The 22,105-nt window shown below is 65.3% G+C and carries 21 protein-coding genes; 9 read left to right on the plus strand and 12 right to left on the minus strand.

Annotated elements, in window-relative coordinates; genetic code table 11:
- Window positions 1-33 precede the first annotated feature (33 nt).
- On the minus strand, window positions 34-408 hold the full coding sequence (locus EI171_RS08580; RefSeq protein ID WP_028173698.1) for an AtpZ/AtpI family protein: 375 nt from the start codon (window positions 406-408) through the stop codon (window positions 34-36).
- Window positions 409-483: 75 nt separating this feature from the next.
- On the opposite strand from EI171_RS08580, the gene EI171_RS08585 reads away from it, so the two are divergent.
- From EI171_RS08585 to EI171_RS08595, 3 genes are all read left to right on the plus strand, one after another.
- Window positions 484-726: a hypothetical protein gene (locus tag EI171_RS08585; RefSeq protein ID WP_161533091.1), complete on the plus strand. Its 243-nt coding sequence runs from the start codon at window positions 484-486 to the stop codon at window positions 724-726.
- A gap of 41 nt (window positions 727-767) precedes the next feature.
- Window positions 768-1,289 (plus strand): hypothetical protein, encoded by a 522-nt coding sequence (locus EI171_RS08590; RefSeq protein WP_161533092.1) that lies wholly within the window; start codon window positions 768-770, stop codon window positions 1,287-1,289.
- Between the two features lie 143 nt (window positions 1,290-1,432).
- On the plus strand, window positions 1,433-1,906 hold the full coding sequence (locus EI171_RS08595; RefSeq protein WP_161533093.1) for a secondary thiamine-phosphate synthase enzyme YjbQ: 474 nt from the start codon (window positions 1,433-1,435) through the stop codon (window positions 1,904-1,906).
- A 63-nt stretch (window positions 1,907-1,969) separates the two neighbouring features.
- Here the strand turns inward: EI171_RS08595 and EI171_RS08600 are convergent, their stop codons facing one another.
- On the minus strand, window positions 1,970-3,595 hold the full coding sequence (locus EI171_RS08600; protein WP_202633115.1) for an MFS transporter: 1,626 nt from the start codon (window positions 3,593-3,595) through the stop codon (window positions 1,970-1,972).
- A gap of 345 nt (window positions 3,596-3,940) precedes the next feature.
- Here EI171_RS08600 and EI171_RS08605 point away from each other — a divergent pair, with 345 nt between their 5' ends.
- Window positions 3,941-4,612 carry a response regulator transcription factor gene (locus tag EI171_RS08605; protein WP_011084012.1) on the plus strand — a complete coding sequence of 224 codons (672 nt, stop codon included), beginning with the start codon at window positions 3,941-3,943 and terminating at the stop codon, window positions 4,610-4,612.
- Between the two features lie 5 nt (window positions 4,613-4,617).
- On the opposite strand, the gene EI171_RS08610 is transcribed toward EI171_RS08605, so the two are convergent.
- The gene (locus EI171_RS08610) at window positions 4,618-7,458 is read right to left on the minus strand and encodes a winged helix-turn-helix domain-containing protein (protein WP_161533095.1); all 2,841 of its coding nucleotides are present in this window, start codon (window positions 7,456-7,458) and stop codon (window positions 4,618-4,620) included.
- Between the two features lie 199 nt (window positions 7,459-7,657).
- On the opposite strand from EI171_RS08610, the gene EI171_RS08615 reads away from it, so the two are divergent.
- From EI171_RS08615 to EI171_RS08625, 3 genes are all read left to right on the plus strand, one after another.
- Window positions 7,658-8,077, plus strand: coding sequence for an organic hydroperoxide resistance protein (locus tag EI171_RS08615; protein WP_161533096.1), 420 nt, complete (start codon window positions 7,658-7,660; stop codon window positions 8,075-8,077).
- A 36-nt stretch (window positions 8,078-8,113) separates the two neighbouring features.
- Window positions 8,114-9,142 carry an alpha/beta fold hydrolase gene (locus tag EI171_RS08620; RefSeq protein ID WP_161533097.1) on the plus strand — a complete coding sequence of 343 codons (1,029 nt, stop codon included), beginning with the start codon at window positions 8,114-8,116 and terminating at the stop codon, window positions 9,140-9,142.
- A gap of 72 nt (window positions 9,143-9,214) precedes the next feature.
- Window positions 9,215-9,769 carry a cytochrome P460 family protein gene (locus EI171_RS08625; RefSeq protein WP_202633116.1) on the plus strand — a complete coding sequence of 185 codons (555 nt, stop codon included), beginning with the start codon at window positions 9,215-9,217 and terminating at the stop codon, window positions 9,767-9,769.
- 39 nt (window positions 9,770-9,808) lie between these two features.
- On the opposite strand, the gene EI171_RS08630 is transcribed toward EI171_RS08625, so the two are convergent.
- Window positions 9,809-13,318, minus strand: coding sequence for a PAS domain-containing hybrid sensor histidine kinase/response regulator (locus EI171_RS08630; RefSeq protein ID WP_060909344.1), 3,510 nt, complete (start codon window positions 13,316-13,318; stop codon window positions 9,809-9,811).
- Between the two features lie 300 nt (window positions 13,319-13,618).
- Window positions 13,619-14,848, minus strand: a complete 1,230-nt coding sequence (gene hemA / locus EI171_RS08635) for a 5-aminolevulinate synthase (RefSeq protein ID WP_060909343.1) — start codon at window positions 14,846-14,848, stop codon at window positions 13,619-13,621.
- A gap of 270 nt (window positions 14,849-15,118) precedes the next feature.
- Here hemA and aroQ point away from each other — a divergent pair, with 270 nt between their 5' ends.
- Window positions 15,119-15,550, plus strand: a complete 432-nt coding sequence (gene aroQ / locus EI171_RS08640) for a type II 3-dehydroquinate dehydratase (RefSeq protein WP_161533098.1) — start codon at window positions 15,119-15,121, stop codon at window positions 15,548-15,550.
- A gap of 176 nt (window positions 15,551-15,726) precedes the next feature.
- On the opposite strand, the gene EI171_RS08645 is transcribed toward aroQ, so the two are convergent.
- The 4 genes from EI171_RS08645 to EI171_RS08660 form a co-directional block, all read right to left on the minus strand.
- Complete coding sequence (locus EI171_RS08645; protein ID WP_161533099.1) at window positions 15,727-16,788, minus strand: MBL fold metallo-hydrolase; 1,062 nt, start codon at window positions 16,786-16,788, stop codon at window positions 15,727-15,729.
- A gap of 219 nt (window positions 16,789-17,007) precedes the next feature.
- Window positions 17,008-19,161, minus strand: coding sequence for a methyl-accepting chemotaxis protein (locus EI171_RS08650; protein WP_161533100.1), 2,154 nt, complete (start codon window positions 19,159-19,161; stop codon window positions 17,008-17,010).
- Between the two features lie 165 nt (window positions 19,162-19,326).
- Complete coding sequence (locus EI171_RS08655) at window positions 19,327-20,052, minus strand: outer membrane protein (protein ID WP_161533101.1); 726 nt, start codon at window positions 20,050-20,052, stop codon at window positions 19,327-19,329.
- A gap of 223 nt (window positions 20,053-20,275) precedes the next feature.
- Window positions 20,276-20,596 (minus strand): hypothetical protein, encoded by a 321-nt coding sequence (locus tag EI171_RS08660; protein ID WP_011084023.1) that lies wholly within the window; start codon window positions 20,594-20,596, stop codon window positions 20,276-20,278.
- 192 nt (window positions 20,597-20,788) lie between these two features.
- Here EI171_RS08660 and EI171_RS08665 point away from each other — a divergent pair, with 192 nt between their 5' ends.
- Complete coding sequence (locus tag EI171_RS08665; protein ID WP_028173687.1) at window positions 20,789-21,076, plus strand: hypothetical protein; 288 nt, start codon at window positions 20,789-20,791, stop codon at window positions 21,074-21,076.
- A 19-nt stretch (window positions 21,077-21,095) separates the two neighbouring features.
- Here the strand turns inward: EI171_RS08665 and EI171_RS08670 are convergent, their stop codons facing one another.
- From EI171_RS08670 to EI171_RS44605, 3 genes are all read right to left on the minus strand, one after another.
- On the minus strand, window positions 21,096-21,608 hold the full coding sequence (locus EI171_RS08670; RefSeq protein WP_202633117.1) for a PaaI family thioesterase: 513 nt from the start codon (window positions 21,606-21,608) through the stop codon (window positions 21,096-21,098).
- A 72-nt stretch (window positions 21,609-21,680) separates the two neighbouring features.
- The gene (locus EI171_RS08675) at window positions 21,681-21,890 is read right to left on the minus strand and encodes a hypothetical protein (RefSeq protein ID WP_161533102.1); all 210 of its coding nucleotides are present in this window, start codon (window positions 21,888-21,890) and stop codon (window positions 21,681-21,683) included.
- Complete coding sequence (locus EI171_RS44605; RefSeq protein ID WP_202633118.1) at window positions 21,887-22,060, minus strand: hypothetical protein; 174 nt, start codon at window positions 22,058-22,060, stop codon at window positions 21,887-21,889. Before EI171_RS44605 ends, EI171_RS08675 begins: the two co-directional genes overlap by 4 nt.
- Window positions 22,061-22,105: the final 45 nt, after the last annotated feature.

Raw genomic sequence — 22,105 nt, forward strand, 5'->3', positions numbered from 1 at the left:
CCGGCACGATCATTCCTCTCCTGAGCGGATCGCTTAAGAACCACCGCGCCTGTTTTGACCTGCCCCTGCCGTTCTCACCACATTCACCACGCCGGCGACGAAGCCCAGCAGCAGGAACACGATAAATCCGAAAGGCGACGTCGACAGCAAGCGGTCGAAACCCCAGCCAATCCCCGCTCCGACGACGACCCCGGCGACCAACTCCGAAGATAACCGGAAACCAAGCGCCATCGCCGAGGCTCTGGCCGCTCTGTCTCCATCGTCACCTGCGGGTTGCTCGGTCTTGACGTGGCGGCCGCGAAGTTCGGACAACCGCTGATCAAGATTTCCGAGCCGTTCGGAAAGCGCAGCTTCCTCGGGCGATCTATCGCGATCTCCATTCTCGCCGTGTCCCGTGCCCTGTGTCATGCAACGAAGACCCGAAACGCCGCGGCTGAATGGAAATTACGCCCGCCACCCTCAAAAGCCGCGCGGACCATACTGATGGCCCATAATCAAGTCAAGCCAAGTCACGATTGCGTCGCTTTCCGTTATGTGTCTGATTTATTTGACGATATCGGCGCACGCGGCAGCGCTGCACACAGCGTGACGCCGCACCGCAGCAGCTCCTCTCATGATCGGTGGATGCGGTCGCCATTTCGCCGTGCTGCCGGGATCAAACGGGCGGCCGTAATCGTTGATTCCGGGCGAGTGTTTTTGGCGGCGGATGGCCTTGCCGGGGTGTAGAATTGCAGATGTGCCACCTGCGCGGCGTGGCGGAGAGTGCGATGAGACCAGCGACGTCGTCCACAACATCATGGCTTTCGGCAGCGGCGCTGGCCGCGGTGATGGCCAGCAGCGGCGGTCTCGTTGCCGCGCAATCCGCGCCCGACGGCGAAAACGGCCGCTACAGCATGACGCCGATCCCCGATGGCGTGCTGCGGCTCGACACCCGCACCGGCACGGTGTCGACCTGCACCAAGAACGGCGCCGGCTGGGCCTGCTACGCGGTGCCCGACGAGCGTGCCGCGCTCGACGCCGAGATCGGCCGGCTCCAGACCGAAGTCGAGAAGCTGAAGGGACAGCTCGCGGCGGGACCGACCGTGTCGGGCAAGATCGACGAGGCGCTGCCGAAATCCGACCCGCTCAAGAAAGCCGATCCGAAGGTCGCCGAGGGCGACCGCAAGATCGAGATCCCGCTGCCAAGCGACCAGGACGTCGATCGTGTGATGTCGTTCCTGGAAAAGGCCTGGCGTCGGCTGATCGACATGGCCAACCGCGTGCAGAAGGACGTGTCGGGGAGGATCTGAGTTTGTCGTCCTGGCGAAAGCCAGGACCCATACGGCGCGGCCTCTCGGTTCATTCTCGAAGCGCGTTGCCACCTTTTGCCGTCACGCGCATTCGGGGTAATGGGTCCTGGCTTTCGCCAGGACGACGTTACGAGAGAACCTCCATGACATCAGCCAGATCCGTAACCCGCTCGGCGCCATCCTCGGTGCAAGCCACCATTATCTCATCGTCGCTGCTCACCGTACAGACGCAGGGGCGCGGCTTCACTGATCTCACCAGCGAAGCTATGAAATTCATCAATGAGGCTCACGCGCGCGAAGGCGCGCTGACGCTGTTCATCCGTCACACCTCGGCGTCCCTGACGATCCAGGAGAACGCCGATCCGTCCGTCCTCGTCGATCTCACCACCGCGCTATCCAGGCTCGCGCCGGAGAACGCCGGCTGGACCCACGACACCGAGGGGCCGGACGACATGCCCGGACATATCAAGACCATGCTGACGCAGACTTCGCTTCAGGTCCCGGTCCTGGACGGCAGGCTCGCGCTTGGCACCTGGCAGGCGATCTATCTGATCGAGCATCGCGCCCGCCCGCACCGGCGCGAGGTGGTGCTGCAATTCATCGGCGCCAATCAGTAGGCAGAAAACAAAACCGGCCGCGGAGACCGCGGCCGGTTGGTGTTGGTTGATCGGTGCTTGCGATCAGGTCGCCTTGATGTCCACGTCCTTGGTCTCGGGCAGGAACAGGAAGCCGATCACGACGGTGATGGACGCGAAGATGACCGGATACCAGAGACCCGCGTAGATGTCGCCGGTCGAGGCCACGATGGCGAAGGCGGTCGCCGGCAACAGGCCGCCGAACCAGCCGTTGCCGATGTGGTAGGGCAGCGACATCGAGGTGTAGCGGATGCGGGTCGGGAACAGTTCGACCAGCATCGCGGCGATCGGGCCGTACACCATGGTGACGAAGATCACGAGGATGAACAGCAGTCCGATGGTCGCGGCCACCTGCGGACGGAAGATGTCGAACGGATGCGCCATCTTCACGATGCCGGCGTCGCCGGTCTTCGGGTAGCCGGCGGCCTGCACGGCGGCGAGAACCGCAGGATTGCTGTCCTTGGCGTTCGTGTAGGCAACTTCCTTGCCGTTGACCATCACCTTCACGCCGGAGCCGGCCGCACCCGATGTCGTCGAGTACTTGACCGACGACTGGGCGAGGAAGGCGCGTGCGGTGTCGCAGGGCGCGGTGAAGACGCGGGTGCCGACCGGGTTGAACAGGTCGCCGCAGCCTGCGGGATCGGCCACCACCTCGACCTTGGTCTGCTCGATGGCCTTTTCCAGCGCCGGGTTGGCGTTGGAGGTGATCATCTTGAAGATCGGGAAGAAGGTCAGTGCCGCGATCAGGCAGCCGCCGAGGATGATCGGCTTGCGGCCGATCTTGTCGGAGAGCATGCCGAACACGATGAAGAAGCCGGTGCCGAGCAGCAGCGACCAAGCGATCAGGAGGTTGGCGGTGTAGCCGTCGACCTTCAGGATCGATTGCAGGAAGAACAGCGCGTAGAACTGGCCGGTGTACCAGACCACGCCCTGGCCCATCACGCCGCCGAGCAGCGCGAGCAGCACCAGCTTGCCGTTCTGCCAGTTGCCGAAGGCTTCCGTCAGCGGCGCCTTCGAACTCTTCCCCTCGTCCTTCATCTTCTGGAAGATCGGCGATTCGTTGAGGCGGAGCCGGATCCAGACCGAGATGCCGAGCAGCAGCACCGAGACCAGGAACGGGATGCGCCAGCCCCAGGCCGCGAAGTCGGCTTCGCCGATCGCGGAGCGGGTGAACAGGATCACCAGCAGCGACAGGAACAGGCCGAGCGTTGCCGTGGTCTGGATGAAGGAGGTGTAGTAGCCGCGCTTGCCGTTGGGGGCATGCTCCGCGACATAGGTCGCCGCACCGCCATATTCACCGCCGAGCGCGAGACCCTGGGCAAGGCGCAGCGCGATCAGGATGATCGGGGCCGCGATGCCGATCGTCGCCGCATTCGGCAGCAGGCCGACGATGAAGGTCGACAGACCCATGATCAGGATGGTGACGAGGAAGGTGTATTTCCGGCCGACGATGTCGCCGATGCGGCCGAACACGATCGCGCCGAACGGGCGCACCAGGAAGCCCGCGGCGAATGCCAGCAGCGCGAAGATATCGCGGGTTGCCGGCGGGTAGGCCGAGAAGAACTGCGCGCCGATAATGCTGGCCAGCGAGCCGTAAAGGTAAAAATCGTACCACTCGAAGACGGTACCCAGCGAGGAGGCGAGAATGACGAACCGTTCGTCCTTCGTCATCCCTCCCACGCCAGCTTGAGACACAGCCATTGTCGACATGTTGAGTCGCTCCCCGAAAAATGCGTTTCCTCGCGCCCCAGACGCCCGGTCATGCCGGATCAACCCAGGTCTTGGCTCCAAGGTAACATCGGCGTGAAACCCGCCCCAATACGACTTTCGGCCTTGCGCGCTGACGCGCGCCTGACGGCGCGGTATCGGGCGCCGCTGCGCAGCCGCGAAGACTTCCGGATTAACCCCTTTGCAGCAAAGGGATAATGTGCACTTGCATGCCACGGCCGGTCAGGGAAGAATTGGCCAGCCGTGGCATCGACTCGCCAGCCGGTAGCGAATGACAGCAAGAGAACGATGAACGCTCCCTCGACCCATCTCGTCATTGCCGATGATCATCCCCTGTTCCGCGATGCGCTGCGGCAGGCGGTGGCGAGCGTCCTGACCTCGGCCAGGATCGACGAGGCCGGATCGTTCGAGGATCTGACCAAGCTGCTGGAGCAGACCTCCGACGTCGACCTGATCCTGCTCGATCTCTCGATGCCCGGGATCTCCGGCTTTTCCGGCCTGATCTATCTGCGCGCGCAATATCCGGCGATCCCGGTGGTGATCGTCTCGGCCTCCGACGACAGCGCCACGATCCGCCGTTCGCTTGATTTCGGCGCCTCCGGTTTCATCCCCAAGCGTTTCGGCGTCGAGACGCTGCGCGACGCCATCCTCAAGGTGATGGAGGGGGACGTCTGGGTTCCCGCCGACACCGACCTGTCGGCCGCCACGGACCCCGACATGACGCGCCTGCGCGACCGCCTGGTGACGCTGACGCCGCAGCAGGTGCGGGTGCTGATGATGCTGTCGGAAGGGCTGCTCAACAAGCAGATCGCCTACGAGCTCGGCGTCTCCGAGGCGACCATCAAGGCGCATGTCTCGGCGATCCTGCAGAAGCTCGGGGTCGAGAGCCGGACCCAGGCCGTGATTGCGGCGGCGAGGATCGCCGGCGGCCAGTGGAAGCAGGGCACGTCGACGGGGTGAGCCCGCTACAGTGTGGCCAGGAGCGCGCTGGCCGCCCTGATATCCACCGTCTCGGAACCTTCGACGAAGCCTTCGAGCGCCGCCTGGAGCAATAGCTTTGCGTCCTCGCGGCCGTGCCGTTCGGCAAGCAGCTGCACAAGATCAATCGCCGCTCGCAGCTCCCAGGCTTTCGCAGCCTTGCCCCGGCTGAGCTCCAGCGACTGCATGAGGCAGGTCTCCGCTTCCCCGGTTTTCGGCTCCGGGAGCGACAGCAACACCTTGGCCCTCATGCGCAGCAATTCGGGCATATAGAGATGATCGCCGCCTTGTTCGACGAGGCGGATCGCATCGTCGACCAGGTGCGCGCTCTGCTCGACCTGCCCCAGTGCCAACAAGCCCTGGACCAGCGCGATGTTGAATGTCGTGGTAAGCAGCTCGTAACCGGCATCGTGAAGCTCGAGCAGGCAGGCCCTTATCGTCTCGACGCCGCCTGCGGCGTCGCCGCGCCGGATCGCCAGCTCGCCTTTGACGCCGCGGCCGACCGAGAGATAAGGGCCCATCGAACGCGAGGTGGCATGCGCGATGAAGTGGTCGATGCTCTCTTCCGCATCGTCGAGCTCGCCGCTCCAGAGATCGATCGAGACCAGCCATATCAGCGCGATGCAGAGCGTGATCGGATGGTCCATCTGCGCGGCCTCGGTGATCGTCCGTCGCGCCAGCTGCCGCGCATCCCCGGGCCGGCCCTGCAGCCAAAGCTCTCGCGCGAGCGAGATGCCGGCCCGGTTGCGGTGATCGAAGCCATGGACCGTGCTGGTCCGTTCGGTACCCGGACCCTGCCAGGCAGCCTCCAGCATGTTCAGTGCGTCGCGGTGCTCGCCGGCCAGATGCAGCGAGACACCCAGGAGCGAATGGGCCAGTCCGAGGGACGCGGCATCGCCCAGCGTTTCGGCGACTGTGAGGCTCTGCCGTGCGTAACCAAGCGCGGCATCGAACTGCCCCATCCGCTCGTGGAAGATATGCATGCGGCCGAGCAGCTGAAGCTGGTTCGGCGCGTCGCCGCGCGCCTCCGCGATCGCAAGGCTTCTGCTCAATGCGCCGCGCGCCGCTTCGCTGCCGCCGCGCGTGAACATCAGGGTCAGTCCCAGGGCGGCCTGGATGTGCATTTCCTCGGCGCCGCCGCGCGTGGACGGATCGATCGCCAGCAGCGCCCGTTCCGACCAGCGCCGGCATTCGATCAGCAGTGACATTGCGAGAAAGATGGGAGCTGCCGCGGCGGCGAGCGCAATGCCGATGCCCGCCTCGCCGTTCGCGCCAAAGCACCAGTCCAGCGCGGCGCGCACATTGTGGAGCGCGGAGAAATGGATCGCGCGTTCGTCGGCGCTCGGTACCGTCACCCATGTCATGCCAGCCTGCTCGAGCCATCGCCGGTAATAGGTCGCGTGGCGGGCGGCGAGCGCCGCGTCGTCAGGCTCGATTTCGAGCAGATAGGCGCGCGTCGTGTCGAGCAGGCGGTAGCGCATCATGGCGCCGATCGGTCGCGGTGCGACCATCGACTTGGCGACGAGGCTGTCGATGGCGTCGAACAGGCGGGCGCGGTCGACACGGTCGTCCGGCACGACCTCGAGCGCCGCGTCGATGGTGAAATGGCCAGCGAAGACCGCGAGCCTGCGCAGCACGAGGCGCTCGGTGCCGGACAGCAGCCCGTAGCTCCAGTCCAGCGTCGCCTGCAATGTCTTTTGCCGCGGCGGCGCAGTGCGCTGACCTTGCCAGAGCAGATTGAGGCGCTCGTCGAGCAGCGCCGCCGTCTGCTCCAGGCCGTAGGCTTCGACCCGGCCGGCGGCGAGCTCGATCGCCAGGGCCATGCCGTCGAGCCTGCGGCAGATGCCCGCGACGATCGCCGCATTGCCGTCGTCGAGCGCGATCTGCGCGCCGCCGGCGGTCGCCCGTTCGAGGAACAGCTGAAGCGCGGGATAGGTCTGCGCGACGGCCGCCGTCAGTCCGGCATCGTCAGGCGGAACGGCAAGCGGCGCCAATCGATAGACCTGCTCGCCCTCGACGCGCAGGGCTTCGCGGCTCGTGGCCAGGATATGGACATGCGGCGCGGCGTGGAAGATCTCCGCCGCCAGCGGCGCTGCGGCGGCGATGACGTGCTCGCAATTGTCGAGGATCAGCAGCATCCTCTTGTCCCGGAGATGCGCGAGCAGCGCGGGCAGCGGGTCGTCAGTCTGGGCTGGCAGACCCAGCATCAGCAGGATCGAGGTGATCACGAGATCGGGATCGCTGAGCGCGGCAAGATCAACAAAGTGCGCGGCGTCGGCGAAGGTCTCGAGCAGGTCGTGAGCGACCGCCACCGCAACGGCGGTCTTGCCGACGCCGCCCGGGCCGACGATCGTGACGAAATGCGAGGTAATGAGCTTGTCCGAGATGGCCGCGACCACTTCGTCGCGTCCGACCATCCGCTGCAGCCGGTTCGGCAGTTTCACGGGCGGCAGTTCCATACGCGGTGCGGGGCGCCGCTCTGCCGGAACATCCGTTTGCGAGATCGGCGCCACGAAGCAATAGCCGCGGCCGGAGAGCGTGGTGATGTAGCGGGCGCCGTCCTTGCCGTCGCCGAGGACCTTGCGAAGCGCTGCGACATGAAAGCGCAGATTGGCCTCCTCGACGGCCATGCCGGGCCACACCAGCGCCATCAGGTCCCACTTGCTGACGACCTCGTTCGGCCGCGACATCAGCGCGATCAGCGTGTCGAAGGCTTTCGTGCCGAGCGGCAGCGCGACGCCGTCGCGCGTCACGAGCCTTTCATGCGGCGTCACGGTGAATGGCCCGAACGACAGGGGTCCTGCCGCAGGCGCAGTCGGCTCAGTCATGGCGAGATATTGGTCCTTGCGAATGGACCGGATAGCCAGATGATCGCGATCCGGCAAGGCCGCTCACGCATCGGCGTCAGACCGCGCATGCAGGCCTCATGAGGCACGCAGGCGGAGATCTCACAATTTCTCACAAGTCCAAACGGGTGTCCTGCGACAGCCGCTGCTAGTCAGTTGCGCGACGGCAAGGAGACCTTTCATGACCCAAGCGGCGAAATTGCTCTACACGGCCCGAACCCACACCGGCGGTGGCCGGCAGGACGGCATGTCCCGCAGCTCGGACGGCCGCCTCGATGTGCGGCTCTCTCCGCCGGGCGGCGCCGGCATCGGCACCAACCCCGAACAGCTTTTCGCGGCCGGCTGGTCTGCCTGCTTCGAAGGCGCCATGGAGATCGCGGCGGCCAAGCGGAAGATCACGCTTCCCAGGAAATGCGCGATCGATGCGGAGATCGACCTCCTTCTCGATGAGGGCGCTTACGCCCTCCGGGCCCGCCTCAATGTCAGCCTGCCGGGCCTCGATCGCGAGGTCGCACGCGACATCGTCGATGAGGCGCACCAGACCTGTCCCTATTCCAAGGCCGTCCGCGGCAACATCGACGTCGCGATCGCGTTGATCTGACGAACCACCTCCGACCATCAACAAGGTAGCACCATCATGAAGCAGCTCATCGACCAGCATCGCCGCAAGTTTTTTGGCGTCGCCGCCGGAACCGTTGCCGCCGGTCTTGGCGTGATCGAACTCGCCCGCGCTGAAACGGAAGCGCCGCGATCCCTCGCATCGAATGCGTCCTTTGGCACGATCAAGCAGATCGATGCCGGCGTCCTCAATGTCGGCTATGCCGAGGCTGGCCCGTCGAACGGTCCCGTCGCGATCCTGCTGCACGGCTGGCCCTACGACATTCATGCCTTCGTCGATGTCGCGCCGATCCTGGCAAAGGCCGGCTATCGCGTGATCATTCCTTATCTGCGCGGCTACGGCACGACGCACTTCCTCTCCAGCGAGACGCCGCGCAATGGCGAGCCGGCCGCAATGGCCGTCGACATCATCGCGCTGATGGACAAGCTCGACATCAAGAAGGCGGTCGTCGCCGGCTTCGACTGGGGTGCGCGCACCGCCGACATCATCGCCGCGCTGTGGCCGGAGCGCTGCCGCGCGCTGGTGTCGGTCAGCGGCTATCTGATCTCCAGCCAGGCTGCCGGCAGCGCGCCGCTGCCGCCGTCGGCCGAGCTGCAATGGTGGTATCAGTTCTATTTCGCGACCGAGCGCGGCCGCGCCGGATACGAGAAGTACACGCACGATTTCGCAAAGCTGATCTGGAAGCTCGCCTCGCCGCAGTGGAAGTTCGACGACGCCACCTTCGACCGCAGCGCCGCGGCGCTCGACAACAAGGATCACGTCGCGATCACGATCCACAATTACCGCTGGCGGCTCGGGCTCGCCAAGGGCGAAGCGAAATACGAGGAGCTTGAAAAGAAGCTCACGGCGGCCCCGCTGATCATCGTGCCGACGATCACGATGGAAGGCGACGCCAACGGTGCGCCGCACCCCGACCCCAGCGTCTATGCCAAGAAATTCTCCGGCCGGTACGACTATCGCCTGATCACCGGCGGCGTCGGCCACAATCTGCCGCAGGAGGCACCGCAGGCCTTTGCCAAGGCCGTCATCGATGCCGACGGCGCCTGAGGATCCGCCAGCACCTCGGTCCGGCCGGGCCGGACCGAGGTTCATCCGTTGATCCCAGCTTGATGAAACGTCATGACGCCAACTGAACCTGCAAAGAAAAGATTCTCCTTCCCCACGGTGATCGTGCTTGCCGCGCTTCTTCTGGTCGTTCTCCTGACCTGTGTGCCGTACCTCGTCTCGATCGCGCTCGCGGAGGGCCCCGCGACAGCAGATGCCTCGCCAATCTTCGGGGTCACGATTCCCGCGGGCTACAGGCAATGGGAGCTGGTCGCGCCGGCCGAAGAGGCCGCGCCGCTCGACGAGCTTCGCGCGGTCGTCGGCAACCAGGTGGCAGTCGACGCCTATCAAGCCGGAAAGCTTCCGTTCCCGGATGGCACCATTCTGGTCAAGCGCGCCTGGAAGCGGAAACGGTCACCGGAATTCGCATCCGCGACGATTCCCGGCGCTGCCACCACGATCCAGGTGATGGTCAAGAATTCCAGGAAATATGCCTCAACCGGCGGCTGGGGCTTTGGCCGCTTCGTCAACGGCAAGCCGGTCGACGAGGCCCAGCACCGCACCTGCTTCGCCTGCCACGACGCTCGCGCGAAGGGGCACGATTATGTCTTCACGCGGCTTGCGCCCTGAGTTGCGACGGCGTGCCTGGCATACGCCAACGGGCTTCTCTCACTCCGCCGCCACCATCTGCTGCGTGCGCCACTGGCCGAGCAGGGCGCGCAGCGAGGCCGGCTTCACCGGCTTGTTCAGCACCGCGATCTTCTCGTCGCGCGCCGCCAGCTGCACGGCGGGGCTGCGGTCGGCGGTGATCAGGATCGCAGGGATGGCGTCGCCGAAGCGGCGGCGGATGTCGCGGATCGCGGCGATGCCGTTGCCGCGATCGAGGTGATAGTCGACCAGCAGCCCGGTGACGCGCTTGCCCGCAACTTCGATCGCCGCGATCGCGCCTTCGGGATCCGCGACCGCGATCACCTCGGCGTCCCAGGCCTTCAACAGCGTGCGCATGCCGTCGAGGATCGCCGCATCGTTCTCGATGCAGACGATCAGCGCGCCCGCGATCGGCGTACGCGCCAGCGGCGTCGCGCTGGTCACCGCGGCGGTGAGGGTGATCGCCTTCGCCGTCGGCACCGTCACCGAGAATACCGAGCCACCGCCCACATTGGCGTCGATGGCGATGCCGTGGTTGAGCACGCGCGCCAGCCGTTCGACGATCGACAGGCCAAGGCCGAGGCCGCGCGCGATCCGCGCGCCCTGCTCGAGGCGGTGGAACTCCTTGAAGATCTCGCCGCGCTTGACCGTGGGGATGCCGACGCCGGTGTCGTAGACGCAGATCTTGAGCGAGGCGCCGCGGCGGCGACAGCCGACCAGCACGCGGCCGCGCGGGGTGTATTTGATCGCGTTGGAGATCAGGTTCTGGAGCAGGCGCCGCAGCAGGAGTCGGTCCGACTCGACCGGCAGCGAGCAGGGCACGAAGGTGAGATCGAGGCCCTTGGCGCGCGCGATCGGTGCGAACTCGATCTCCAGCGAGCGCATCAGATCGGCCATCTTGAAGCTCGAGATCGAGGTCGCCATCGCGCCGGCGTCGAGCCTGGAGATGTCGAGCAGCGCGCCGAGGATCTCCTCGATGGCCTGCAGCGATTCGTCGATGTTCTCGACCAGCCGGGTCTCCTCGCCGCTGTGCTGGCGTTCGACCAGGCTGGTGACATAGAGCCGCGCCGCGTTGAGCGGCTGGAGAATGTCGTGACTGGCGGCGGCGAGGAAGCGTGTCTTGGAGATGCTGGCGTCTTCCGCCGTGCTCTTGGCCAGCGCCAGCTCGGAGTTCAGCCGGGTCAGCTCTTCCGTGCGGTCGCGTACGCGCTTTTCCAGCGTCGCGTTGGCGCGCTCCAGTGCTTCCGCGGCCTCGAAGGTGGGCGTGACGTCGGTGAAGGTGATGACGAAGCCGCTGCCGGGCATGCGGTTGGTGAGCACCTCGATCACCATATGGCGGTCCGGCAGGCGCTCGAGATAGGGCTCGCTGTCGATGGTATAGGCGGCAAGCCGCCGTTCCAGCATGGCCTCGCGCTCGATCGGGTCGGCCGGATTGCTCACGTCCATGAATTCCAGGATTTCGCGAAGCGGCGTGCCGAACTGGATGAAATGCGGGGGAACGTTGAGGAGATCGCCGAACTGACGGTTGGAGCAGATCAGCTGCAGGTCGGCGTCGAACACCGCGATGCCCTGGCGCACATGGTTGAGCGCGGTCTGCAGGATCTCGCGGTTGAAATGCAGCGCCGCATGGGAATCGTCGAGCAGCTTCAGCGCGGCTTTGGCGGAGACCGTCCGCTTGCGCAGCAGCAGCGACATCACGAGGCGCGAGGACGCAGCTCCGATCGAGGAGGCGATCAGGTGCTCGGCGTGCTGGAGCAGCTCGAAATCGGCGGGCGCCGCCGGCTCGAGCCGCACATTGCGACGGGCCGAGAAGGCCTCGAACGAATGCCGGGCGCGGTCGGGCCCGAGATATTGCGCGACCGTGGTCTGGATGTCCTGCACGGTGACGGTGGTGCGCCAGCGGCGGAAATTCGGGGAGATCGGCGCGAGCGTGTTGGGCACGAACAGATCGGCCTGCACCAGCTCGATGGACGAAGGCCGCCGTGCCAGCGACAGCAGCACATAGGTGAGGATGTTGAGCGACAGCGACCAGATGACGCCATGCATCAGCGGCGGCAGGTCGGCGCCGAACAACGCCTGCGGCCGCAGCACCTCGATCCCGAACGGGCCGTGCTGGAGCAGCAGGATGCCTGCGGTCGAGGAATCCATGAAGCTCGGAATGAACAGCGTGTAGAGCCACACCGCGAAGCCGACCAGCATGCCGCCGATCGCGCCGCGCGCGGTCGCCCGCCGCCACAGCAGCCCACCGAAGAAGCTCGGCGCGAGCTGGGCGATGGCGGCAAAGGACAAGAGGCCGATCGCTGCGAGCTGGGTATTGCCGAGCGCGCGGTAGTAGAAATAGGCCATCACCATGATGGCGAAGATCGCGAGCCGCCGCGAGCGCAGCAGGAAGTCGCTGAAATCGGCGCCGCCGGTGCGCCCCTCCGGCCGCCGTTGCAGCACCAGCGGCACCACGAGGTCGTTGGAGACCATGATGGAAAGCGCGACGCATTCGACGATCACCATCGCGGTCGCCGCTGACAGGCCGCCGACGAAGATGGCGACGCTGAGCAGATCCGCGCCGCCCGCCATCGGCAGCGCCAGCACGTACATATCAGGATCGGCCGTGCCGAACGGAAAGCTGACGAGGCCGGCGATCGCGATCGGGATCACGAACAGATTGATGGCGACGAGATAGAGCGGGAACAGCCAGCGCGCGCGGCCGACCTCGGCATCGGAGGAATTCTCCACCACGCTGACATGGAACTGGCGCGGCAGCAGCATGACCGCGCACAGCGACAGCAGCGTCATGGTCAGGAAGTTGCCGATCGACGGCGAGTAGTTGATGGCGCGCACCGCCTCCGGCGTCTTCATCGCGCGCTCGATCAATTCATGCGGCGAGAACATCCAGAATGTGACGAAGATGCCGGCGGCGAGAAAGGCGACCAGCTTGACGATGGATTCGGTCGCGACCGCCAGCATCAGGCCGTGCTGGTGCTCGGTGGCGTCGGTCTGCCGCGTGCCGAACAGCACGGCGAAGGCCGCCATCGCCAGCGTCACCATCAACGCCATGTCGCCAAGGATCGGGATGTGGGAGAAGGCCTGATCCTCGCTCAGGATCGTCTCCAGCGAGGAGGCGACCGCCTTGAGCTGGAGCGCGATGTAGGGCACCGAGCCGATGATGGCGATCAGCGCCACGGTCGCCGCCACCGCCTGGCTCTTGCCGTAGCGGGCGCCGATGAAGTCGGCGATCGAGGTGATGTTGTGGGCCTTGGCGAGCTGGATCACGCGGCGCAGCACGCCGGCGCCGAGGCCGATCATCAGGATCGGGCCGACATAGATGGCGAGGAAGTCGGTCGAGGTGCGGGTGGCGAAGCCAACCGAGCCGAAGAAGGTCCAGGAGGTGCAGTAGATCGCCAGCGACAGCGGATAGATCAGGCCGGAGGCGCGGCCTGGCCCGGCCGGCGAGCGGCGGTCGCCGTGGCTCGCCACCAGGAACAGGAAGCCGATATAGCCAAAGGCGGCGGCAATCACGCCCCAGTCGTGCAGCATGGCGAGCGTGCTTCTCCCTGGGCGCGACGGCGCCCGGTCTCATTTTCCCTGCAAATCTAGCGCGTTGGACGAGGCGAGGCGACAGCGAAATGCCCGGAAGGGGCGGGAACTGGCGTCGTCGTTAAGCCGTAGGGCGAGCTGCCTGCTCTCCCTCGCCCCGCTTGCGGGGAGAGGGTGGGGTGAGGGGGGCTCTCCGCGGGGACGGTGGCAGCTGGACTCGCGGAGACTCCCCCTCACCCGGATCGCATCTGGCGATGCGATCCGGCCTCTCCCCGCAAGCGGGAAGAGGCGAAGAAAAACCTACTCCGCCGCCAGCGACTTTTGCTTGAGCGGCAGGCCGAGGCGGTCCCACACTTGCAACAGGGCTTCGGCGAGTTGATCGATCAGGCCGTCGTCGTGATAGGGCGAGGGCGTGATGCGCAGGCGCTCGGAGCCCTTGGCGACGGTCGGATAGTTGATCGGCTGGATGTAGATGCCGTGCTCTTCGAGCAGGAGGTCGGAGGCCTGCTTGCACTTCTCGGCATCGCCGATGAACAGCGGCACGATGTGGGTGTCGCTCGACATCACCGGGAGACCGGCGGCGTTGAGGATCGCTTTGACCCGGGCGGCGCGGTCCTGGTGGCGCTCGCGCTCCCAGCTCGAGGTCTTCAGGTGCTTGATCGCGGCGGTCGCGGCCGAGCAGATCGCCGGCGGCAGCGCGGTGGTGAAGATGAAGCCCGGCGCATAGGAGCGCACGGCGTCGATGATCTGGCCGTTGGCGGCGATATAGCCGCCGAGGCAACCGAACGCCTTGGCCAGCGTGCCTTCGAGAATGTCGATGCGATGCATGACGCCGTCACGCTCGGCGATGCCGCCGCCGCGCGGGCCGTACATGCCGACCGCGTGGACTTCGTCGACATAGGTCATCGCGTTATATTTCTCGGCGAGATCGCAGATCTTGGCGAGCGGAGCGACGTCGCCGTCCATGGAATAGAGGCTCTCGCAGGCGATCAGCTTCGGCCGGTTTGGGCCGGCAGCCTTCAACAGCGCTTCGAGATCGGCGAGGTCGTTGTGACGGAACACGACGCGCTCGCAGCCGGACTGGCGGATGCCCTCGATCATCGAATTGTGGTTGAGCTCGTCCGACAGGATCAGGCAGTTCGGAATGAGCTTTGCGATGGTCGCGATGCCGGTCTGGTTCGAGACGTAGCCCGAAGTGAACAGCAGCGCGGCTTCCTTGCCGTGGAGATCGGCGAGCTCGGCCTCGAGCTGCACCAGCGGATGGTGCGTGCCGGCGATGTTGCGGGTGCCGCCCGCGCCGGTGCCGACGCGCGTCGCGGTCTCGACCATGGCGCCGACGACCTTCGGATGCTGACCCATGCCGAGATAGTCGTTGGAGCACCAGATCACGACGTCGCGCTTGCCCTTGGGCGAATGCCAGATCGCGTGCGGAAATCGGCCCGCCATGCGTTCGAGATCGGCGAACACGCGGTAGCGCCGCTCAGTGTGGAGGCGATCGAGGGCGGAATTGAAGAACTGGCTGTAATCCATCGGCAAACCTGCAACGGAACCTGACCAAGGGGCGCATCTTCTTAGAGCTTTTCCAGCTCCAATGTCTATGCGCTATCCCACATTTGGCCCTGGAGGGCATTTGGGCAAAATGCCCTATCGTGCGATTTGAAACTTGATCCCGATCAAAGAACTCACCGGCTTGTGTAATGCTGCTTTGCGGTAAGTACCGGGAGGGGCCGACATGGCAGCCTGGGGCTGCCTGGGCTCGGCAACACAATTCAGCAGATTATCATTCGAAAGGACCCTCCCATGAAGCGCGTGATGATCCTCAACGGTCCCAACCTCAACATGCTCGGCATCCGCGAGCCGCACATCTACGGCACCACGACGCTCGCAGAGGTCAATGCGAGCTGCGAGGAAGCCGCCGCGAAGCTCGGGCTCAAGCTCGCCTTCCACCAGTCCAACCATGAAGGCGTGCTGGTCGACCTGATCCAGTCGGCGCGGCAGGACGCCGATGCGATCGTCATCAACCCGGCCGGCCTGTCCTTCACCTCGGTCTCGATCATGGACGCGATCAAGACATTCGAAGGCCCGGTGCTGGAAGTCCACATCTCCAACATCCACGCCCGTGACGAATATCACCGGCACTCCAAGATCTCGATCGTGGCGACCGGCGTGATCTGCGGGCTGGGGCCGTTCGGCTACATCGCGGCGCTGCACGCGATTGCGAATATGAAGTGAAATGCTGCCGCAGCGACGGTCTGCTCCCTCGCTCCGCCTGCGGGGAGAGGGTTGGGGTGAGGGGGAGTCCCCACACGGACGGTGACAGTCGGACTCGTGGAGAGTCCCCCTCGCCCGGGATCCGCGCTACGCGCGAATTCCGGCCTCTCCCCGCAGGCGGGGAGAGGCGAAAAAAATCACGTCGTCCGAAACTGCAGCACGCCGTCCTTGGTCTCCGCCGTCAGCCGGCCCTCGACGATCATGTAGTTGACGTGGGCGACCAGTTCGCCGGCGGCAAAACCCATCTGGTGTTCGTCCAGCACGTGCTTGTTGAACACCACGGGCACCAAGGCGCGCGAGGTCTGCGGCACCTCGCGGCAGGCTTCCGCGATCAGGCGGCAGCGCTCCTCGTGGTGGTCAGCGAGCTGCTTGATGCGGGTCTTGAGCCCGTAGAACGGCACGCCGTGGCCGGGCAGCACCAGCAAATCATAGGGTAGCGTCGTGGTGAGGCTGGCGAGCGAAGCCAGATATTCGCCGAGCGAGTTCTGGTCGGGCTCGACCGCCCACACGCTCACATTCGGCGAGATCTTGCTCAGCACCTGGTCGGCGGAGAGGAACAGCTTGTCGTCGGCGCAATACAGCATCACCTGGTCGAGCGCATGGCCGCCGCCGGTGATCACCTTGAAGCGGCGCGTGCCGATCACGACCTCGTCGCCATGCGAGATGCGGCGGTAGGACGGCGGCAGCACCGAGACGCGCTTGAGATAGTCCTGGCCGCGGCCGAGCAGCTTTTCGGTGAGCGACTCGTCCATGCCGTGGCGGCGGAAGAACAGCCGCTGCGCTTCGCGCCGCTCCTCGGTGCCGCGATTCTGGTGATAGACCGATTGCAGATATTCGACCTGCGACATCACCAGCGGGCAGTTGAACCGCTCGACGATCCACCCCGCAAGCCCGACATGATCGGGGTGGGAGTGAGTGACGATCAGGCGCGTGATGTTGACGCCCTTGAGCGGGCCGTCGAACAGCTTCGTCCAGGCCTCGATCGTCTCCTCGTTGCCGAAGCCGGCGTCGACCATGGCGTAACCGTCGCCGTCGGCGAGCAGGTAGATGTTCACATGGTTGAGGCGGAACGGCAGCTTCAGCCGCGCCCACAACACGCCGGGCTTCACCTCCACGACCTCGTCGGGGCCGGGATGCTGGTCCCAGGGATAACGCAGGGCCTCCGCGGAGGACTGCACGGTGTCGGTCTTCGCGTTCATGCTACCGACTTAAACCCGCCGGGCGCGCCGCGCCAGCCGAAAAAGGACGCGAGGGTGGCTCGCATAGCGGTCATTCCGGGCCGGATTTTTCCGTGACCCGGATGGAGCGCGGCCCAAAAATACCGGTCATTCCGGGGCGCGCGTGAGCGCGAACCCGGAATCTGGAGGTCGTCGCGCGAGATTCCGGGTTCGGCGCTAAGCGTCGCCCCGGAATGACAATCAGGCCGCCCGCATGCTGTTGAGGAACGCGTCGATCTCTCCGCGCAGCAGGTCGGCCTCGCGGCGCAGTGCGTCGGAGGCGCCCAGCACTTCGCTCGCCGCAGCGCCGGCTTCGGCGGAGGCGGTGGAGACGCCGACGATGTTGCTGGAAACCTCGCTGGTGCCGCCAGCGGCATGCTGGATGTTGCGCGCGATCTCGCGGGTCGCCGCGCCCTGTTCCTCTACAGCCGCAGCAATCGTCGTGGTGACGTCGTTGATCTCGCCGATGATCCGGCCGATGCCCTGGATGGCGCCGACCGCCGAAGTCGTCACGTCCTGCATGCTGGCGATCTGGGTGCGGATCTCCTCGGTCGCCTTCGCGGTCTGGCTCGCGAGGCTCTTCACCTCGGAGGCGACCACCGCGAAGCCGCGGCCGGCCTCGCCCGCGCGTGCCGCCTCGATGGTGGCGTTGAGCGCGAGCAGATTGGTCTGCGAGGCGATGGTCTGGATCAAATCGACCACGACGCTGATGCGGCTCGCGCTGTCGGCGAGGCTCTGCACCGTGGCGTCGGTCGCGCCGGCTTCGTCCACGGCCTTCTTGGCGATCCCGGCCGAGGTGACCACCTGGCGGCTGATTTCGGCGATCGAGGACGACAGCTGCTCGGTGCCTGACGACACGGTCTGCACGTTGACCGAGGTCTCTTCGGCCGCGGAGGCGACCGCGTTGACCAGCGCGTTCGACTGGTCGGCGGTGGTCGACATGCTCTGCGCGGTCGATTGCATCGAATTGGCGGACTGCGCCAGATTGTCGAGCGCGGAGCGCACCGTGCTTTCGAATTCGGCGATCTTCGCCTCGATGCGAGCGGCACGCTCGGCCTTGGCGACGCGGTCCTTGTCCTGTTCGCTGGCGAGCGCGCGGGCCTCGACCATGCTATCGCGGAACACGGTCAGCGTGTCGGTCATCGTGCCGATCTCGTCATTGTGCTTGGTACGCGCGATCTCGGTGTCGAGATCGCCGGCCGAGAGCGACTGCATGGCGCGCTGGAGGCCGGTGATCCGGCGCAGGATGTTGCGGCCGACATAGAGCCAGACGAACAGCGCCGAGCCGACCAGCATCAGCGCGCCCAGCGCCAGCATGACCGACGTCGCGAGCGAGATCTCCTGCCGCGCCTGGAAGGTCGACGCGTTGGTCTCCTTCTGCACGCCGTCGACGAGCTGCTGCACGCTGATGCCGAGGCCGACATTGAGCTTGCGGGTCTCGTCCAGGATGGTCTGGCCGTAGTCGATGGAGTCGAGCTCTTTCTCGCGCAGATTGAACACGCCGGTCTTGCCGGTGCCGAGCGCGAGCAGCTTTTCCGCCGTCGCGCGCAGCATCTTGTTGCCCTCATTGTCCGACAGCAGATCGAGGTTCGACCGCAGGCGTCCTTGTGCCGTCTTGAATTCCTTCTGGATGTCATCGAGCTTGTCGCTCGTGTTCGCCGACAGCGCCGCGCTCATGTCGGCGGCTGCGAGATTGCCGCTGGCGACGACGTTGCCGAGCTGGCCGACGGTTTGCGCGGCTTCGGTGGCATCTTCGGCCGACAGGTTGGCCGAGCCGAGAATGGCGTTGACCCGGGTCTGCGCGTCCAGCATCGCCGGACTGGCCGCGCCCACGAAGGCGCCCTGGGCGCTGCGCAGCGCGTCATATTGCTTGTCATGGAGAGCGGCAATGTCCAGCCGTTCGCGGGCGGCCTTGGCCAGGCTCTGGGCCGCCTCGTTGATGCTCTTCATCGTCTCGCTGAGTCCGGAGACGACGGCCTTGTCGCCGCCAAGCTCGATGATCTCGTTGAGTTTCTGCTGCGTCTGCTCCTGCAATTCCCTGAGCTTCTTGGTGCGCTCGTTCAGGGCGTCCTCGCTTTGAGCCGCAAGCAGGGCAGGTCCCTGTGCCGCAAGGCTCGCGCTCAGGGCCGACAATTGCAGGCTGGCGGCGAGGCGCGGAATGTCCCGCCCGCTCAGTTCATTCATGCGCCCGCCGAGATTCTGCAGCGCCAGGCCGGCGCCGGCCGCGATCACGAGGCCCATGCCCGCGATCACCGCGAAGGCCGTGAACAGGCTGCCGCGCACGCCCCATGTCGGCATCTTGAAACGAGGTCTCAAACGGCCAAGCAAACGGCCAACGCCCAGACGGATCGCCATCGAACTTCCCCCACGCTCTTGCTTCTGTTTTGTGGCGGGCAGTATCGGCGGGGCCGGTTAAAAAAATCGCAATTGGTGCAATTGCTTGCGCTGGTTCCGCAGGGCGAAAAAAGAAGGGCCGGCAACGGGGCCGGCCCTTCGTCAGGATAAGGTTTTGCTAACCGATCAGTAGCGCGCGACCGTCGAATTGGCCCAGTTGAAGCGATAGTTGACGCCCGCCTTGAAGGTGTGGTCGTCGGTGGTGAAGTTGCCGGTGCCCGCCAGCGGGCCCGCGGTGAAGTGCGCGTCGCCGAAATTGTAGTACTGGTACTCGGCCTTGGCCGACCAGCTCGGCGCGAACATGTATTCGAGGCCGGCGCCGACGGTGTAGCCGTTGCGATGATCGCCATCGATGATGAAGCCGGTCGGCACGCCGCCGACGGTGACCTTCTCGTTGTTGTCCGAATAGGCGTAGCCGCCCTTCACGTAGAGGAGGCCCGGACCCCAGGTGTAGCCGACGCGGCCGGTGATCGAGCCGAGGCCGCGCTGGTCGTTGGTGTAGGCGACGCCGCCCGGAAACACCGCGCCGACGCTGCCGGAGAGCCAGGAATACTGGCCCTCGACGCCGACCACGAAGTTCGGGTTGAACTGCCAGTCGGCACCGACCTGCACGCCGCCGAGGAAACGGCCGTTGCCGTTGTTGCCGGTGGAGAGGCCGTTGAAATTGTTGTCGCTGGAGAACGCGCCGCCGACATGGGCGCCGAGATAGAATCCCGTCCAGTTGTAGATCGGCGCGACATAGGCCGGCGCGGGCGCCTTGTAGTAGTTGCGGTTGCCGAGATCGGCGCCGACGGCCGGCGCAGCGGCGCCCACCACGAGCAGCGCGACGGTCGCAAACAGAATCTTCTTCATAGTCCAAACTCCAACACTTAGGTCCCCGGCAGGCGCGCTTTCCGCGCCGTCGTTGGTTTTGCAGATAGCTCGCTTTTGACGAAAATGCTGTCACATCCGTGGCACAGCGGCAGCCAACCTAACGTATTGGGCTGCAAATGATTTTCGTGCTTAATGGCGACTTAAGAAATGCTGAAGGAAGGCTTAACTTGGCCTCTTCCCGGTAACTTGCGTGCGGTTCTTGTTAACCAAGACGCCGCCGTGCTTCATCGCGCATCTGCGCGCGGAATGCCGCGCGCTTTGCCGGCCGGTCTTCCTCGCGCACGTCGTGGCGATCGAAGATGTCGAACTTCTCCAGGATTGGATAGCGCTCGCTCGCCATCGCGAGCACGCGCAGCACCTTGGTCGCTGACGGCGTCGGGCCGCTGACCTCCCAGCGCCGGATGGTGTCGGCGCCGCCGTTCTCCGGCAATCCGCACAGCCTGGCCATGTCGGCCGCAGTGAGCTTGCGCTCGAGGGCATCGGAAAGGTCGGCGCGGAGTTGCTTCAGTTCGGGGCCGGTCATGTCAATCGCGTTCAGGGGAGCTGCTTATGGCAATGCACTAGCGCTGATTCGGGTCCATCCGAAGGCAGCGAGCGCAGCCCCCGGGCTCCGGTACCTTTGTGTGCGCACGGAGTTATGAACGGAGTGCCCATGGAAATCTTCCGGCGAATGAACAGATGACACAGCGGGGCCCTAGCGATGAAGGGATCAGCCATGACAACCGTCAAACTCGCCATTGCCGCGCTCATCACGACCGGACTGCTTGCCGCGCCGTTCGCGGCTGAGGCGAAGAAGCACCGCTCGAGCCGATATTACAGCACCAGTGTGGTGGCCCCGGCCTATGGCAGCGCCGGATTGCCGGCGACGCAGGGCAGGCCCGCTTACGGATCGTCCGGACAGACGGTCGGCACGGTCACGGCGCCGTCGATCGGAACGTACAACTGGCCGTCGGTCGGCGTGACCAATTCGGTCCCGACCTGGAGCAATACCAACCCGCGGTGATGAGCGATTGCATCGCCCGTCAGCTCTCCGCGCCGCCCTTCTCAATGCCGAACACAAGGCAGGTCGTCGTCGCGTGCGCGAGCAGCCGGCCCTTCGTATCGGTGATGCGCGCTTCGGCGGTCGCGACGCGGCGGCCGGCGTTCAGTACGCGGCCTTCGCTGCGGATCACGCCGCTGGCCTCGCTCATGCCGCGCACGAACGAAATCTTGAATTCCAGCGTCGTGTAGCCGGTCCCGCCGGGCAGGGTGGTCTGCACCGCCAGCCCCATTGCGGAATCCAGCAATATCGCGGCGTAGCCGCCATGGACCGAGCCGATCGGGTTGTAGTGACGCAGGCCCGGCACGCTATGAATCACGACAATTCCAGGTTCGGCCCTGCAGTCGAACGGCTCGACCGTCTGCATGATCGGCGGTTCGGGCAATTCCCCGGAGAAGATCGCGCGGACAAAATCAAGCCCAGACATCGATGCCATCACGTCGATGGGCACGACACCGTATTCGATGGCCGGTTTGCCGACTTTGTCGTCCACCATCGAGCGCCTCCAGATCTTATGAAATGATATATATCATATAATAAGGGATGGAAAAGAGCCAGAAGGCGCACCTCAGGCGCCACGGCCACCCTGTTGCCCGATCACGCAGCGCCATCCCGCGAGGCGCTCGGCCGGATGCTGGTTCATCCATTCGGCAAGCTGCGGCGCACCCATCATGCAGGACTGCATCGAAACGTCGGCGAAGTCCGATGTGGTGACGATCTGCTCGTGACAATTGGCGGGAGAGGCGAGGCTGCAAAGCACGGCAATGATCTTGATCACGACAGATGTTCCACGTTGCCGCCGGCGGCGCGCCCGATCGTGGTCGTGTCGTGCCGCTCGCTGACCGGATCAGCGGGCGGGAAGATGCTGTCATAGATCGCGCGTGCCTCCTGGATGAGGCGCAATCGTTCGCGCTCGGATCTCGAGACAAATTGAATAACCTGGCCCATGTTTGGCTCCGAAGAGTTTGGCGACCATCATCAGATGATGGAAAT

It is taken from the genome of Bradyrhizobium sp. LCT2 (genome assembly GCF_009931255.1).
Taxonomy (GTDB): Bacteria; Pseudomonadota; Alphaproteobacteria; order Rhizobiales; family Xanthobacteraceae; genus Bradyrhizobium; species Bradyrhizobium diazoefficiens.

Bases quoted from the DNA above. Each gene is read 5' to 3' on its own strand.
- EI171_RS08580 (WP_028173698.1), bottom strand. From the start codon at position 408: ATGACACAGGGCACGGGACACGGCGAGAATGGAGATCGCGATAGATCG.
- EI171_RS08585 (WP_161533091.1), top strand. From the start codon at position 484: ATGGCCCATAATCAAGTCAAGCCAAGTCACGATTGCGTCGCTTTCCGT.
- EI171_RS08590 (WP_161533092.1), top strand. From the start codon at position 768: ATGAGACCAGCGACGTCGTCCACAACATCATGGCTTTCGGCAGCGGCG.
- EI171_RS08595 (WP_161533093.1), top strand. From the start codon at position 1,433: ATGACATCAGCCAGATCCGTAACCCGCTCGGCGCCATCCTCGGTGCAA.
- EI171_RS08600 (WP_202633115.1), bottom strand. From the start codon at position 3,595: ATGACGAAGGACGAACGGTTCGTCATTCTCGCCTCCTCGCTGGGTACC.
- EI171_RS08605 (WP_011084012.1), top strand. From the start codon at position 3,941: ATGAACGCTCCCTCGACCCATCTCGTCATTGCCGATGATCATCCCCTG.
- EI171_RS08610 (WP_161533095.1), bottom strand. From the start codon at position 7,458: ATGACTGAGCCGACTGCGCCTGCGGCAGGACCCCTGTCGTTCGGGCCA.
- EI171_RS08615 (WP_161533096.1), top strand. From the start codon at position 7,658: ATGACCCAAGCGGCGAAATTGCTCTACACGGCCCGAACCCACACCGGC.
- EI171_RS08620 (WP_161533097.1), top strand. From the start codon at position 8,114: ATGAAGCAGCTCATCGACCAGCATCGCCGCAAGTTTTTTGGCGTCGCC.
- EI171_RS08625 (WP_202633116.1), top strand. From the start codon at position 9,215: ATGACGCCAACTGAACCTGCAAAGAAAAGATTCTCCTTCCCCACGGTG.
- EI171_RS08630 (WP_060909344.1), bottom strand. From the start codon at position 13,318: ATGCTGCACGACTGGGGCGTGATTGCCGCCGCCTTTGGCTATATCGGC.
- hemA (WP_060909343.1), bottom strand. From the start codon at position 14,848: ATGGATTACAGCCAGTTCTTCAATTCCGCCCTCGATCGCCTCCACACT.
- aroQ (WP_161533098.1), top strand. From the start codon at position 15,119: ATGAAGCGCGTGATGATCCTCAACGGTCCCAACCTCAACATGCTCGGC.
- EI171_RS08645 (WP_161533099.1), bottom strand. From the start codon at position 16,788: ATGAACGCGAAGACCGACACCGTGCAGTCCTCCGCGGAGGCCCTGCGT.
- EI171_RS08650 (WP_161533100.1), bottom strand. From the start codon at position 19,161: ATGGCGATCCGTCTGGGCGTTGGCCGTTTGCTTGGCCGTTTGAGACCT.
- EI171_RS08655 (WP_161533101.1), bottom strand. From the start codon at position 20,052: ATGAAGAAGATTCTGTTTGCGACCGTCGCGCTGCTCGTGGTGGGCGCC.
- EI171_RS08660 (WP_011084023.1), bottom strand. From the start codon at position 20,596: ATGACCGGCCCCGAACTGAAGCAACTCCGCGCCGACCTTTCCGATGCC.
- EI171_RS08665 (WP_028173687.1), top strand. From the start codon at position 20,789: ATGACAACCGTCAAACTCGCCATTGCCGCGCTCATCACGACCGGACTG.
- EI171_RS08670 (WP_202633117.1), bottom strand. From the start codon at position 21,608: ATGGTGGACGACAAAGTCGGCAAACCGGCCATCGAATACGGTGTCGTG.
- EI171_RS44605 (WP_202633118.1), bottom strand. From the start codon at position 22,060: ATGGGCCAGGTTATTCAATTTGTCTCGAGATCCGAGCGCGAACGATTG.